The following is a 14,440-nucleotide window of genomic DNA, read 5'->3' on the forward strand; positions in this document are numbered from 1 at the left end:
ACTGGGTCATGTCTTGCCACGTCTTGTCGCGAACTCGTCGGGGCTGGTGTTGGTGTTAACCAATTCCTGTCACCTTCACACCGTAGTGGGCAGGATCGGCCCGCGCGGCGAAAGAGTTCGCCGGCCCATCCCACCGGGCGGCCCGGAATCAGTAAGCTCTGCACGCGTGAAGGCGCTCCGCAGGTTTACCGTCCGCGCCCATCTGCCGCAGCGACTGGCGGCCCTGGACCGATTGGCGATCAACCTGCGATCGTCCTGGGACACCGCGACCCAGATGCTCTTCGCCAGCATCGACGAGGGGCTGTGGGCCAGCCACGGCGGCGATCCGGTGGCGCTGCTGGGCTCGGTCAGCCCGGAACGCCTCGAACAGCTGGCCGGTGACAGCGAATTCCTCCGACAGCTCGACGAGCGGGCGGCCGATCTGGACGACTACCTGAGCCGGCCGCAGTGGTACCAGGAGCAGGCCCACCAGGAGCACGGCGATCCGCCCGCCGGGATCGCGTACTTCTCGATGGAGTTCGGTGTTTCCGAGGCGCTGCCGAACTATTCCGGCGGCCTCGGGATCCTCGCCGGCGATCACCTGAAATCGGCGTCGGATCTCGGGGTGCCGCTGATCGCGGTCGGACTGCTCTACCGCTCGGGCTACTTCCGGCAGTCCCTGACCGCGGACGGCTGGCAGCAGGAGACGTATCCGGCCCACGATCCACAGGGGCTGCCGCTGCGCCTGCTGACGACCGCGTCCGGCGACCCGGTGCTGGTCGATCTGACGATGCCCGAGGGCGCGCAGCTGCGGGCGCGGATCTGGGTGGCCCAGGTGGGCCGGGTGCCGCTGCTGCTGCTGGATTCCGATGTGCCCGAGAACGAACACGACATGCGCGGCGTCACCGATCGGCTCTACGGCGGCGACCAGGAACACCGCATGAAGCAGGAGATCCTCGCCGGGATCGGCGGTGTTCGGGCCATCCGCGCCTACTGCCAGATCGAGGGCCTGCCGGCGCCCGAGGTGTTCCACATGAACGAGGGCCACGCGGGCTTCCTCGGCCTGGAGCGGATCCGGGAGTACATCGCCGGGTCGGGTCTCGATTTCGACACGGCGCTGACGGCGGTGCGGGCCGGCACGGTCTTCACCACCCACACGCCGGTGCCGGCCGGTATCGACCGGTTCCCGACGGATCTGGTGGCGCGCTACTTCGCCGACGACCGGCCCAACCCGCTGCTGCCCGGGGTGCCGCTGGACCGGGTGCTGGCCTTCGGCGCCGAGGAGGATCCGTCGAAGTTCAACATGGCGCACATGGGACTGCGGCTGGCGCAGCGGGCGAACGGCGTCTCACTGCTGCACGGCCGGGTCAGCCGCACGATGTTCGCCGATCTGTGGCCGGGCTTCGACGCCGACGAGGTTCCCATCGGCTCGATCACCAACGGGGTGCACGCGCCCACCTGGGCGGCGCCGCAGTGGATCGAGCTGGCCCGCGAGCTGGTCGGCGACCCGCTGATGCAGCTGTCCGAACCGGCGACCTGGCAACGCCTCCAACAGGTTTCCCCGGAGCGGATCTGGTCCATCCGCAACCGATTGCGTGCCCTGCTGGTCGACGACGTCCGGCGCCGGCTGCGGCTGTCGTGGCTCGAGCGTGGTGCCACCGAGGCCGAACTGGGCTGGGTCGCGACCGCGTTCGATCCCGAGGTGCTGACCATCGGTTTCGCCCGGCGCGTGCCGACCTACAAGCGGCTCACGCTCATGCTGCGGGATCCGGAGCGACTCGAGGCTCTGCTGCTCGACGAGCGACGCCCGCTGCAGCTGATCGTCGCGGGCAAGTCGCATCCGGCCGACGACGGCGGCAAGACGCTGATCCAACAGGTGGTGAAGTTCGCCGACCGGCCGGAGGTCCGGCACCGGATCGCCTTCCTGCCCGACTACGACATGTCGATGGCGCGGCTGCTGTACTGGGGCTGCGACGTCTGGCTGAACAATCCGCTGCGGCCGTTGGAGGCCTGCGGCACGTCCGGGATGAAGAGCGCGCTCAACGGCGGGCTGAACCTCTCGATCCGCGATGGCTGGTGGGACGAGTGGTACGACGGCGAGAACGGGTGGGAGATCCCGACGGCCAACGGGGTCGCCGACGAGACCCGCCGGGACGATCTGGAGGCGGCGGCGCTCTACGGCCTGCTCGCCGATGCGGTGGCCCCGAAGTTCTACGACCGCGACGGTGCCGGGGTCCCGGCCCGGTGGGTCGAGATGGTGCGTCACACCCTGGAGGCACTGGGCCCGAAGGTGCTGGCCTCCCGGATGGTCCGGGACTACACCGAGCGGTACTACATCCCGGCGGCGCGGTCGGTGCGCCGGACCCTCGGGTCGGCGAGCGACTTCGGGCCCGCCCGGGAATTGGCCGCCTACCGGCTGAAGGTGCTGGCCGCCTGGCCGAACGTCGAGATCACCGATGTCGACAGCACCGGGTTGCCCGACACGCCGCTGCTGGGCTCGCAGCTGACGCTGACCGCCTCGGTCGCGCTGGCAGGCCTGCGGCCCGACGAGGTGGCCGTGCAGGCCCTGCTCGGACGTGTCGACGGCGGTGACGACCTGATCGATCCGCAGGTTGTTCCGATGGCGCACGTGGGCGGCTCGGACGGCGCGCTGGAGGTGTTCTCGGCGACCACTCCGTTGCCGATCGCGGGTTCGGTCGGATACACGGTTCGGGTGCTGCCACATAACGATCTGCTCGCGGGAGATAACGAGTTGGGGTTGGTCCGGCTGGCATAGCCGAAACCGGTAGTACGGTCCGGGCGTGAGAGCGGCGCGTGGCTGGTTGGCGTCCGGCGGTCTGCTGGTCGTCTGCGTGCTGGCGGCTGCCCCGGTGCCGACGGCCGGTGCAGACCCGGAACCGGCCAATGTCGAGGCTCCGGTGGTTCCCGCCGCGGCCGTGGCCCCGGCGGCGCCCATCGATCACGCCGCCGACGTCGTCGCGCCGGGGGATCAGGCCACCATCGCGTCCGCGCCGGCGGCGACCACGACGGCACCGGACGGCTGGGTGCTGACGGTCGGCGCCAAGGACGAGACGTTGCGCAACATTGCGCCATTGACGACAGCCCTCTCGTCCCGGGACTACGAGGTGGCTGCCGTGTTCGTGGGATCGCTGCGCGGCCCGGACGGCACCGCGCCGCCGCACGGTGTGCTGGAGGTCGGCTACCAGATCGGCTGCGGTATCGACATGAGTACGTCGCAGGGCGTGACGCTGACCGACAGTGCCGGGCTCACGCCGTCGATCGGCCTGGGCGGCATCGATGTGGTGTCGCCGCTGCCCGAGATCCTCAATCCCATCGTGCTGGCGCCGTTCACCAGCGGTGTCGCGGTCGGCCTCAAACCTGGCATCGTCAACATCGTGCCGGTCAGCAAGAAGGAGTTCACCGGCGCGGACCCGTGGGTGTCGGTCAGTGGGTTCCACGTGAAGATCGACGGCTGCGTGGGGGAGTCGTTCATCCGGTCCTACGCGGTTCTCACGCATTCCACCGAGCAGTCGGATTCGATCCAGGCGTACTACGGCACCACCAGAAAAGTCTGAGTCCTCTCGTCGCGAGGGTGCAGAAACGCCCGGGGCGACGCGGCGTGTCGCGGACCGACGCGCACGGTCGCCGGAGAAGGCGGCTCAGGGGAAGCGGCGCAGGCAGCGGTCCTCGTCGCCGAGCACACCCACCCGGAACGCGTCGATACGCGAGAAGCCGGCGGGCACCGTGGCACCGTTGACGTCCGCGGCGACCAGGCCGTTGATGAGCAGACCCGCGACCGCCTCGTCGAGATCGCCGGCCGTCAGCGCGACGGTGTTGCCGTCCGGAGTGTTGACCCCGTCGGCCAGCCTGGTGGTGGCCACCCCGGTCAGGCAGGCGGTGCGCAGACCGGCTTCGGCGCTGTCGAGGACCAGGCCGCCGTGCTGGTGCTGGATCGACATCATGTACCGCGACATCAGCACCGAGTAGGCGCTGTTGTCCCCGGACAGCGCCGTCAGCATGTCGTCGGGGTCACCCTGCGGGGTGCCCAGCTTCTCCAGCGCGGGCAGGTCCACCGTGATGGTGTTGGTGGCGGGGCAGAACGATGCCGGCGGGCTGGGCTGCGCGTCGGCGCAGGCGGCCGCGGCGAAGCTCAGCTTCGGCGGCTGGGCCGGCTTGAACAAGATGGTCATCGCATCGATGATGGCCTTCACCGACTCCTCGGACACCGGCCACTCGCCGGACTCGTTGCGCTGCAACGCAACCGGTAGGTCGCCACGGCGCGCCGCGATCTCCTTCGCATCGATGCCGGCACACGCCGAGGGTCCGTCGATGAAGCCGAACTGGAAGGCCGAGATCCGCTCGAACGCCGAGCCGTGTTCGTCCGCCAACCCTGATTCGGAGGCCCCTGGGCCTACGTCGTCCTCGGACAGCAGCGGGTCGCGGAACGAGATCATAGTGGCCAGCAGGTTGTTCAGCCCGTCGCCGGTGGACAGCGTGAACCGCGGTGAATCACCCTCGGCCACCCAGCGCAGGTAGCTGCCGGCCAGGCAGTCCGCCTGCTGTTCGACCACCAGGATCGGCGTGCCCTTGCGGTTCAGCTTGGCCTGCTTCTGCACCGAGTGTCCGTACTCATGAGCGAGCACCATGGTGATTGCCATGTCCCCGTTGGCTTTTCGCAATTCCGGCATGAGCACTCCGCGGTCCCAGCCGATGATGTTCTCCGACGGGCAGAAGGCCGCGTTGACCAGGCTGTAGGTGTCGTCGTCGCAGAAGGTGCCGTCGTAGTCGTTCGAATCCCAGGAGTACAGCGCCTTGACCGGGTGGAAGGCCCCCGGGAACGACGCACCGAAGGCCTCGCCCCAGAACTGCTCGATGTCGCTGACGGACGCGGCGGCGATCTGGTCGACCTTGCCGCCGTCGGAGTCGGACACCTGACGCGACTTGTCCGTGCCGCCGGGCCGCAGCCCGGTCGGTCCGTCGACCGCGCGCATGCCCGCCACCTTGAACGGATCGGCGAACACCGACACGGGCTGGCCCGCAACGACGGTCGAACATGCCGCGACCGCGGCGGCCAGGGCAGCCACGTACGCGGCCAGTGCGAAACGGCGGAGCATGGCTCGACAATAGTGGCGAGACGTCCGCGCAGGCCTCAATCCGCGGCGGGCGTTGCGGCCCGCAGCCGCGCCAGCGCATCACGCACCCGCACCGGATCCGTGGTGGCCCAGTACGGCGGCAGGGATGCGCGCAGATAGCCGCCGTAGCGGGCGGTGGCCATCCGAGAGTCCAGCACCGCGACCACACCGCGGTCGTCGGTGTGCCGCAACAGCCGCCCGGTGCCCTGGGCCAGCAGCAGGGCCGCATGCGCGGCCGCGACGGTCATGAATCCGTTGCCGCCCCGGGCGGCCACCGCGCGCTGCCGAGCGGTGAGCAGCGGATCGTCGGGACGGGGGAACGGGATCCGGTCGATCAGCACCAGCGACAGCGACGGGCCCGGCACGTCGACACCCTGCCACAGTGACAGCGTGCCGAACAACGAGGTGGCCGGATCGGCCGCGAACGCCTCGATCAGCAGGGCGGTGGCGTCGTCACCCTGACACAGCACCGGAGTGTCCAACCGTTCGCGCATGGCCTCGGCGGCCGCCCGGGCCGCCCGGTTCGACGAGAACAGGCCGAGGGTGCGGCCCCCGGCCGCGGTGATCAGTTCCGCGATCTCGGTCAGCTGCTCCGGGGTGCCGGTGCCGTCCCGTCCGGGCGGCGGCAGATGCGCTGCGACATAGAGGATTCCGGAGGTCGCGTGGGCGAACGGTGAACCGACATCCAGGGCGTTCCAGGCGGCTTCCGTTTCCAGGCCGGTCAGCCCCCAGTTGCCGGCCATCGCGTCGAAGGATCCGCCGATGGTCAGCGTCGCGGAGGTCAGCACGGTGGTCGACCGGCCGAACAGGCGGGCCCGCAGCAATCCCGCCACCGACAGTGGCGCGACGCGCAGCGCGGAGCGGCGCGTCCCCCGGATCTCATCGTGGTCGATCCACACCACATCGGCGCGCTCGGCGATCGGCGGCCCGAACGAGGACAGGATGCGGGTGGCGGTGTCGGCCACCTCGGCCAGTGCGGTGATCGCCTCGTTGCGGGCGGCGGCGGCCTGGGGGTCGCCCGGCGTGGGGTTGATCGCCGACCGGGCGGCCTGGGCGGCATCCCGCAGCGCCGTCAGGTAGGTGGCCAACTCGTCGTCGAGCACATCGACACGGCGTGGCTCCGCATCGTGGATGGCCGACGTGAGTGTGGCGCTGGCCGCTTCGAGCCGATCCACCAGTTCGGGTCCGAGGAGCTTGCCGGCACGGCGCTGCGCAACGCCCAGCGCCGTGGCCGTGAGCTCGGCGGTGGCCACGCCGGTGACCCGGTCGACCAGTTCGTGTGCCTCGTCCACGATCAGGCAGTCGTGTTCGGGCAGCACCGCGGCGTCGGCGATGGCGTCGATGGCCAGCAGCGCATGGTTGGTCACGACGACATCAGCCGACCCGGCCTTGGCGCGGGCCTTCTCCGAGAAGCATTCGGCGGAATACGGGCAGCGCGCCACCCCGATGCATTCCCGCGCCGATACGCTGACCTGCGACCAGGCGCGCTCGGACACCCCGGGCCGCAGCTCGTCGCGGTCACCGGTTCTGGTCTCATCGGCCCACGCCGTCAGGCGCTGGACGTCGCGGCCCAGCGCGCCGACCGCCACCGGTTCGAACAGTTCGTCCTGCCCCAGTGGTTCGTCGGTCGATCCATTGTGAATCTTGTTCAGGCACAGGTAATTTCCCCGGCCCTTCAGCAGTGCGAAGGTCGGCTTGCGGGGCAGGGCGCCGGCCAGCGCCTCGGCCAGCCGGGGCAGGTCACGGTCGACCAACTGGCGTTGCAGCGCGATGGTGGCCGTCGACACCACCACCGGGCCCGGGTCGGAGTCGGGTTCCCGACCGGCTGCGCGGGCCAGGGCCGGCACCAGGTAGGCCAACGACTTGCCGGTCCCGGTGCCGGCCTGGACCGCCAGGTGCTCTCCGGTGTCGAAGGCACGCGCCACCGCTTCGGCCATCTCGATCTGACCGCCGCGTTCGGCGCCCCCGAGTGCGGCCACGGCGCGTCCGAGCAACTCGGTGACGGAGACGGCTATGACGTCACGACCCGGGTCGGGATGGCGGGCTCCCCGTGCGACAACTTCAGTCCCTCCCACGGCAGGCTGGTCAGTCCGGCCGCAACCCGCGCCCGCGCCTCGGACAGGTCGGTGGTGCACACGACCTCGCCCGCGCGAACCAGGGTGACCGTCACCGGTCGGCCGACCGGCGCGGGACCGTCGACCGGGTGGACGACCTCCTCGAGGATGGTGCCCGACGGTTTGGTGATCCGCACCGCCGCCTTCCGTCCGCCGTGGGATTCCTTGTGGCTGCTGCGTTTCTGCACCGGAATCCCGTCCACCTCGACGAGTTTGTAGACCATGCTCGCCGTCGGTGCGCCCGAGCCGGTGACCAGCGAGGTGCCGACCCCGTACGAGTCGACGGGGTCGGCCCGCAGCGCGGCGATCGAGTACTCGTCGAGGTCGCCGGACACCACGATCTTCGTTCCGGTGGCGCCCAGCTCGTCGAGCTGGGCGCGGGCCTGGCGGGCCAGCACCCCCAGGTCGCCAGAGTCGATCCGCACAGCGCCGAGCTGCGGTCCCGCCACGGCCACCGCGTTGGCGATGCCGGCGGTCACGTCGTAGGTGTCGACCAGCAGCGTGGTGCCCACTCCCAGCGCGTCGACCTGGGCCCGGAACGCCGCCGGCTCGTCGGGCCCGTCGGCGGTGGTGTGCACCATCGTGAAGGCGTGCGCACTGGTGCCCAGCGCGGGCACCCCGTAGCGGCGGTGGGCCTGCAGGTTCGATGTCCCGTCGAAGCCGGCCAGGTACGCGGCGCGAGCCGCGGCGACCGCAGCGCGCTCATGGGTGCGCCGCGACCCCATCTCGATCAGCGTCCGGCCGCCGGCCGCGCTGACCATCCGGGCGGCCGCCGACGCGATCGCGGTGTCGTGGTTGAAGATCGACAGTGCGAGGGTCTCGAGTAGGACGCACTCGGCGAAGGTGCCGCTGATCGACAGGACCGGTGAGTTGGCGAAGTAGAGCTCCCCCTCGGGATAGCCGTCGACGTCGCCGGCGAATCGGAAGTCGCGCAGGAACTCCAGCGTCGCGGGGTCGAGGAATTCCGCCAGCGATGCCAGTGCCCCGTCGTCGAACCGGAACTCGCCCAGGCTGTCCACGAATCGACCGGTTCCCCCCACCACGCCGTAGCGGCGCCCGTCGGGCAGGCGCCGGGCGAAGAGCTCGAAGGTGGTGCGCCGGTGCGCGGAGCCGTCCCGCAGCGCGGCCTGCAGCATCGTCAGTTCGTACTTGTCGGTCAGCAGGCCCACGCTCACAGCCACACGGTAGTCGGCGCGGCAGGTCGGGGGCACGTCATCGAGCGGCCCGGCGCGCCCCGCACAGAGGTGGGTATCGCCGGAGAACCGGGCGGTCGGCGCGGTTCTTGGGCCATCGGCGTCGCGGTATCCTGATCGCCATGGTTGCGGAAGCGCCGACGAAACCGGGGACGGCCCATCGGGCCGACAGTGACACCACCGAGGCCACCCAGCGGCCCTGGGTCACCATCGTGTGGGACGACCCGGTGAATCTCATGAACTACGTCACCTACATCTTCCAGAAGCTGTTCGGCTACTCCGAACCGCACGCCACCGAGCTCATGCTGCAGGTCCACAACGAGGGCAAGGCGGTCGTTTCCGCGGGCACGCGCGAATCCATGGAGGTCGACGTGTCCAAGCTGCACGCCGCCGGCCTGTGGGCCACCATGCAGCAGGACCGCTGAACGGTACGGGCGCCGAGCGTGCGTAAGTGGAAGCGGGTCCAGACCGCTCGTGGCCCGCGGTTCCGGTCCGCCGTCGAACCGCATGAGTCCGCGCTGCTGCTCAACATGACCAACTCGGTCATCGAGATGCTGGATGATCGCGAATCATCTTCTCCCAGAGACGAACTCGAAGAGCTGACCGGTCTGCGCACGGGGAACTCGACGCCGCCCACCGATGCCACCATGAGCCGGCTGCTGCCGGATTTCCTGCGGGTGCAGAGTCCGCATCCGGCGGGATCGGGAACCGCCGAGAGTGTCAACGGCGCTCTGCGGAGTTTGCACGAGCCGGGGATAATCGAGGCCAAACGTCAAGCGGCGCAGCGGGTTCTGAATACCTGTCCGGCCGGCGGCGGCCGGATCGAACTGACGGAAGCGGACGCCAGCGCCTGGGTCACCGCGGTCAACGACATCCGCCTGGCCCTGGGCACCATGCTCGATGTGGGGCCCGACGGCCCGCACCGGTTGCCGGCCGGTCACCCGATGGCCGGGCACCTCGACGTCTACCAGTGGCTCACGGTGCTGCAGGAGTATCTCGTCCTGGCCCTGATGGACAAACCGTTGCGATGACGGGATCGATCACCGATGTCGCGGGCATCCTCGTGGGCCATCACCATCGGGTCGACGACGACGCCGCGCTCGGCTCGGGCTGGGCCACCGGTACCACCGTGGTGCTCGCCCCACCGGGGACGGTCGGGGCGGCCGACGTGCGGGGCGGGGCGCCCGGAACCCGCGAGACCGACCTGCTCGATCCGGCCAACAGCGTGCGGCACGTCGACGCGGTGGTCCTCACCGGCGGCAGTGCATTCGGGCTGGCGGCCGCCGACGGCGTGATGGGTTGGCTCGAAGAACACGACCGCGGGGTGGCGATGGACGGCGGTCGTGTTCCGATCGTGCCCGCTGCGGTGATCTTCGATCTGCCCGTCGGCGCCTGGGGGTGCCGGCCCACCGCGGAGTTCGGGCTCGCCGCGCTGCGATCGGCGTCGGCGACCGTTGCGATGGGCAGTGTCGGCGCCGGCGCGGGTGCGCGGGCGGGGGCGCTCAAGGGTGGCGTCGGCACGGCATCGGTGCGACTGGACGACGGAGCCGCCGCGGGCGTGACGGTCGGTGCGCTGGTCGTGGTCAACGCGGCGGGCAACGTCGTCGACCCCGAGACCGGACTGCCCTGGGCGGCCCGGTCGAGCGCCGACTTCGGCCTCACCGCACCGCCGGCCGAGCAGATCGCGGCGCTGGCCGAACTCGAGCGGGATCGCAAGGCCGCCAAGGGCCCCGGGTCGGGTGCGCTCAACACCACCATCGCGGTGGTGGCCACCGATGCGGTCCTCGGACCGGCCGCGTGCCGGCGCGTCGCGGTGGCCGCGCACGACGGCCTGGCCCGTGCGATCCAGCCGTGCCACACCCCGGTCGACGGCGACACGGTGTTCGCGTTGGCCACCGGGACGGTGGCGGTGTCCCCGGACGCCGACACCCCGGCGCAGATGGTGCCGGAGACCAAGGCGATCAGCGAGATCGGCGCGGCGGCGGCCGATGTACTGGCGCGCGCGGTGCTCGCCGGGGTGCTCGCCGCGGGGCCGGTCGCCGGGATCGCGACGTACCGAACCACCCTGCCCGGAACGTTCGCATAACCTGATCGCATGAACTCCGCGCCCGGTCTGCCTGCGCCGCAACGCGAGAAGCGGCCCGCGTGGAAGACCGGCGCGACGACCATCGTCACGTTCGTCGCGTTGCTCTACGTCGTGGAACTCCTCGATGTCCTCTCTAACCATCGCCTCGAGACCCACGGCATCCGCCCGCTCGAGGCCGACGGCCTGTGGGGGATCCTGTTCGCCCCGGTGCTGCACGCCAACTGGGGCCACCTGATCGCCAACACCGTGCCGGCGCTGGTGCTCGGATTCCTGGTGACGCTGGCCGGCATGTCCCGGTTCGTCTGGGCCACCGCGATCATCTGGATCCTCGGCGGGTTCGGCACCTGGCTGATCGGCAATATCGGGCAGTGCAACCTGGGGACCTCGAACCACATCGGTGCCTCGGGGCTGATCTTCGGCTGGTTCACCTTCCTGCTGGTGTTCGGCTGGCTGACCCGGCACATCTGGCAGATCGTGGCCAGCCTCGCGGTGTTCGTCATCTACGGGGGCATTCTGTGGGGCCTGGTGCCCGTGCTGCACCAGTGCGGCGGGGTGTCCTGGCAGGGTCACCTGAGCGGCGCGGTGGCCGGAGTCGTTGCCGCGTACTGGTTGTCGTCCCCCGAGCGGGAGGCCCGGCAGAAGCGCGGGCTGTCCGGGCCGCCGCCGCTCACGCCGACATGACGGCGCCGAACTCCGATGCCCCGGTCGGCGTCTTCGACTCGGGGGTGGGCGGGCTGACCGTCGCCCGCGCGATCATCGACCAGCTGCCCGCCGAGAACATGATCTACGTCGGCGACACCGCCAACGGGCCCTACGGTCCGCTGCCGCTGGCCGAGATCCGCACGCATGCGCTGGCCATCATGGACGACCTGGTGGCCCGTGGCGTCAAGGCTCTGGTGATCGCCTGCAACACCGCCTCGTCGGCGTGCCTGCGCGACGCCCGCGAACGCTACGACGTGCCCGTCGTCGAGGTGATCCTGCCGGCCGTCCGGCGTGCCGTGGCCACCACCCGCACCGGCCGCATCGGCGTGATCGGAACCCAGGCGACCATCACCTCCCGGGCGTATCAGGACGCCTTCGCGGCGGCGGTCGGCACCGAGATCACCGCGGTGGCCTGCCCACGTTTCGTCGACTTCGTCGAACGCGGTGTCACCAGCGGCCGGCAGGTGCTCGGCCTGGCCGAGGGCTACCTCGAGCCGCTGCAGCGCGCCGGTGTCGACACGCTGGTGCTCGGATGCACGCACTATCCGCTGCTGTCGGGCCTGATCCAGTTGGCCATGGGCGAACAGGTGACCCTGGTGTCCTCGGCCGAGGAGACGGCCAAGGATCTGCTGCGCGTGCTCACCGAGCGCGATCTGCTGCGCGGTGGTCCCGACGGACCGGTCAGCGATCCGGCGCCGCAACGGCGGTTCGAGGCTACCGGCGATCCGGAGGCGTTCCTGGCCCTGGCGGCCCGCTTCCTCGGGCCCGCGATCACCGGGGTTTCGCCGCTGCAGCGCCGTATCGGCACCCCGGGGTGAATCGTTTTCGGCAAACCTCCGGAGTTTTTTTCAATGTGGTAATGGGCATGGCACAGTAGTGACTGTGCGCATCACGGTTCTCGGCTGTTCGGGCAGCGTTGTCGGCCCCGACTCACCCGCGTCCGGGTACCTGCTGAACGCACCCGACAGCCCACCCCTCGTGATCGACTTCGGCGGTGGGGTTCTCGGGGCCCTGCAGCGCCACGCCGACCCCGGTGAGGTCGACGTCCTGCTGTCGCATCTGCACGCCGACCACTGTCTGGATCTGCCCGGCCTGTTCGTCTGGCGGCGCTACCACCCGGTCCCGCCGATCGGCAGGAAGCGGATGTACGGCCCGAGCGACACCTGGGCGCGGCTGGGGGCGGCGTCGTCACCCGAGGGTGGCGAGTTCGACGACTTCACCGACATCTTCGACGTCATCCCGTGGCGGGACGGTGAGAGCGTGCGGATGGGCGCGCTGGATGTGTTGCCCGTCGCGGTCAGTCACCCGACGGAGTCCTACGGGTTGCGGTTCACCGATCCGTCCGGTGCGGTGTTCGTGTTCAGCGGTGACACCGGGGTATGCGATGCGGCAGTGGAGCTGGCCCGCGACGCCGATGTGTTCCTCTGCGAGGCGTCGTGGACCCACGACCCCGAGAACCGGCCGCCCGCCGTGCACCTGTCGGGAACCGAGGCGGGACAGATCGCCGCCCGGGCGAACGTCTCCGAACTGCTGCTCACTCACATCCCGCCGTGGACCTCCCGCGAGGATGTCATCAGCGAGGCCAAGGCCGCGTTCGACGGACCGGTGCGCGCCGTGGTCTGCGGTGAGACCTTCGAGGTGTCCCGCACCCGTTTGGGTGACGATCGTGCCTGAACGCGAAGACGGCCGCACCGACGACGAACTGCGGCCCGTGACGATCACCCGGGGTTTCACCTCCCATCCCGCCGGCTCGGTTCTCGTCGAGTTCGGCCAGACCCGAGTCATGTGCACCGCCTCGGTCACCGAGGGCGTCCCGCGCTGGCGCAAGGGGTCGGGCCTGGGCTGGTTGACCGCCGAGTATGCGATGCTGCCCGCGGCGACGCACAGCCGCTCGGACCGGGAGTCGGTCAAGGGCCGCCTCGGCGGACGCACCCAGGAGATCAGTCGGCTGATCGGCCGGTCCCTGCGGGCCTGCATCGATCTGCGGGCACTCGGGGAGAACACCATCGCCATCGACTGCGACGTGCTGCAGGCCGACGGCGGCACCCGCACCGCCGCGATCACCGGTGCCTACGTCGCGCTCTCCGATGCGGTCACGTATCTGGGCGCCGCCGGGAAGCTGACCGACCCGCGGCCGTTGTCGTGCGCGATCGCCGCGGTCAGCGTCGGCGTGGTCGACGGCCGGGTCCGCGTCGATTTGCCCTACGAGGAGGATTCGCGCGCCGAGGTCGACATGAACGTCGTGGCCACCGACACCGGAACGCTGGTCGAGGTACAGGGCACCGGCGAGGGCGCCACCTTCCCGCGCTCGACGTTGGACAAGCTGCTCGACGCCGCGCTGGGCGCCTGCGACACGTTGTTCGCACTCCAGCGCGAGGCGCTCGACGCGCCGTACCCGGGTGTGCTGCCCGACGGTCCGGCGCAGAAGAAAGCCTTCGGCAGCTGACAGCCCGCCGGCGACGATGCGGAGCGTCAGCGAGGAGGAGGAGCGGCGGAATATGACGCGCCGGCGACGATGCGGAGCGTCAGCGAGGAGGAGGAGCGGCGGAATATGACGCGCCGGCGACGATGCGGAGCGTCAGCGAGGAGGAGGAGCGGCGGAATATGACACGGCTGCTCGTCGCGAGCCGCAACGCCAAGAAGCTCGCGGAACTGCGGCGGGTGCTCGACGCCGCCGGGGTGTCCGGGCTCGAGTTGGTGTCGCTGGCCGATGTGCCGGAGTATCCGGAGGCGCCCGAGACGGGGGCGACGTTCGAGGAGAACGCCCTGGCCAAGGCGCGGGACGGTTTCGCCGCGACGGGGTTGCCGTGTGTCGCCGATGATTCCGGCCTGTCCGTCGACGCCCTCAACGGGATGCCGGGGGTGCTGTCGGCGCGGTGGGCCGGCGTGCGCGGTGCACGCCGCGACAAGGATGAGGCGAATTTCCGGCTCCTGCTGGCGCAGCTGGCCGACGTACCCGCCGACCGGCGCGGTGCGGCGTTCGTGTCCGCGTGCGCACTGGTGTCGGCGGCCGGCGAGACCGTGGTCCGTGGTGAGTGGCCGGGAATCATCGCGCCGGGGCCGCGCGGTTCGGGCGGGTTCGGCTACGACCCGGTGTTCGTCCCGGTGGGTTCGGACCGTTCGGCGGCCGAGTTGAGCCCGGCCGAGAAGGACGCGGCCTCGCACCGGGGGCGCGCACTGGCCGCGTTGGTTCCCGCCCTGGGCGCGCTGAACCGAGTTTGCTAACCGAGTGTG

At 70.5% G+C, this 14,440-nt stretch carries 13 protein-coding genes; 10 read left to right on the top strand and 3 right to left on the bottom strand.

The genetic code is table 11. From position 1 onward, the window contains the following. The first annotated feature begins 166 nt into the window (after positions 1-166). Both glgP and U0R18_RS10080 read left to right on the top strand, forming a co-directional pair. Positions 167-2,755 (top strand): alpha-glucan family phosphorylase, encoded by a 2,589-nt coding sequence (glgP, locus tag U0R18_RS10075; RefSeq protein ID WP_526368028.1) that lies wholly within the window; start codon positions 167-169, stop codon positions 2,753-2,755. A 25-nt stretch (positions 2,756-2,780) separates the two neighbouring features. Next, a complete protein-coding gene (locus U0R18_RS10080) occupies positions 2,781-3,554 on the top strand; it encodes an MspA family porin (protein ID WP_526368029.1) in 774 nt (257 codons plus the stop codon). Positions 3,555-3,638: 84 nt separating this feature from the next. Here U0R18_RS10080 and U0R18_RS10085 read toward each other — a convergent pair whose 3' ends face one another. The 3 genes from U0R18_RS10085 to U0R18_RS10095 form a co-directional block, all read right to left on the bottom strand. Beyond that, the gene (locus U0R18_RS10085) at positions 3,639-5,093 is read right to left on the bottom strand and encodes a neutral zinc metallopeptidase (protein WP_526368030.1); all 1,455 of its coding nucleotides are present in this window, start codon (positions 5,091-5,093) and stop codon (positions 3,639-3,641) included. A 35-nt stretch (positions 5,094-5,128) separates the two neighbouring features. Next, positions 5,129-7,048, bottom strand: a complete 1,920-nt coding sequence (locus U0R18_RS10090) for an ATP-dependent DNA helicase (protein WP_526368290.1) — start codon at positions 7,046-7,048, stop codon at positions 5,129-5,131. Positions 7,049-7,122: 74 nt separating this feature from the next. Further along, entirely contained in the window at positions 7,123-8,436 is a 1,314-nt protein-coding gene (locus U0R18_RS10095; protein ID WP_526368031.1) for a nicotinate phosphoribosyltransferase, read from the bottom strand. A gap of 104 nt (positions 8,437-8,540) precedes the next feature. On the opposite strand from U0R18_RS10095, the gene clpS reads away from it, so the two are divergent. The 8 genes from clpS (at position 8,541) to rdgB (ending at position 14,431) form a co-directional block, all read left to right on the top strand. Then, a complete protein-coding gene (gene clpS / locus U0R18_RS10100) occupies positions 8,541-8,843 on the top strand; it encodes an ATP-dependent Clp protease adapter ClpS (RefSeq protein WP_526368032.1) in 303 nt (100 codons plus the stop codon). 18 nt (positions 8,844-8,861) lie between these two features. Next, positions 8,862-9,449 (top strand): oxidative stress transcriptional regulator AosR, encoded by a 588-nt coding sequence (gene aosR, locus U0R18_RS10105; protein ID WP_526368033.1) that lies wholly within the window; start codon positions 8,862-8,864, stop codon positions 9,447-9,449. Continuing rightward, positions 9,446-10,504, top strand: coding sequence for a P1 family peptidase (locus U0R18_RS10110; protein ID WP_526368034.1), 1,059 nt, complete (start codon positions 9,446-9,448; stop codon positions 10,502-10,504). The genes aosR and U0R18_RS10110 overlap by 4 nt, the downstream gene beginning before the upstream one ends. A gap of 9 nt (positions 10,505-10,513) precedes the next feature. Beyond that, positions 10,514-11,185, top strand: coding sequence for a rhomboid family intramembrane serine protease (locus U0R18_RS10115; protein ID WP_526368035.1), 672 nt, complete (start codon positions 10,514-10,516; stop codon positions 11,183-11,185). Continuing rightward, positions 11,182-12,024 carry a glutamate racemase gene (gene murI, locus U0R18_RS10120; protein WP_526368036.1) on the top strand — a complete coding sequence of 281 codons (843 nt, stop codon included), beginning with the start codon at positions 11,182-11,184 and terminating at the stop codon, positions 12,022-12,024. The genes U0R18_RS10115 and murI overlap by 4 nt, the downstream gene beginning before the upstream one ends. 58 nt (positions 12,025-12,082) lie before the next feature. Further along, positions 12,083-12,880 carry a cyclic nucleotide-degrading phosphodiesterase gene (locus U0R18_RS10125; protein ID WP_526368037.1) on the top strand — a complete coding sequence of 266 codons (798 nt, stop codon included), beginning with the start codon at positions 12,083-12,085 and terminating at the stop codon, positions 12,878-12,880. Further along, on the top strand, positions 12,873-13,652 hold the full coding sequence (rph, locus tag U0R18_RS10130; RefSeq protein WP_526368038.1) for a ribonuclease PH: 780 nt from the start codon (positions 12,873-12,875) through the stop codon (positions 13,650-13,652). Before U0R18_RS10125 ends, rph begins: the two co-directional genes overlap by 8 nt. Before the next feature lie 158 nt (positions 13,653-13,810). After that, positions 13,811-14,431 (top strand): RdgB/HAM1 family non-canonical purine NTP pyrophosphatase, encoded by a 621-nt coding sequence (rdgB, locus tag U0R18_RS10135; protein WP_526368039.1) that lies wholly within the window; start codon positions 13,811-13,813, stop codon positions 14,429-14,431. The last annotated feature ends 9 nt before the right edge of the window (positions 14,432-14,440 follow it).

Source organism: Mycobacterium sp. (genome assembly GCF_046330795.1).
GTDB lineage: Bacteria > Actinomycetota > Actinomycetes > Mycobacteriales > Mycobacteriaceae > Mycobacterium.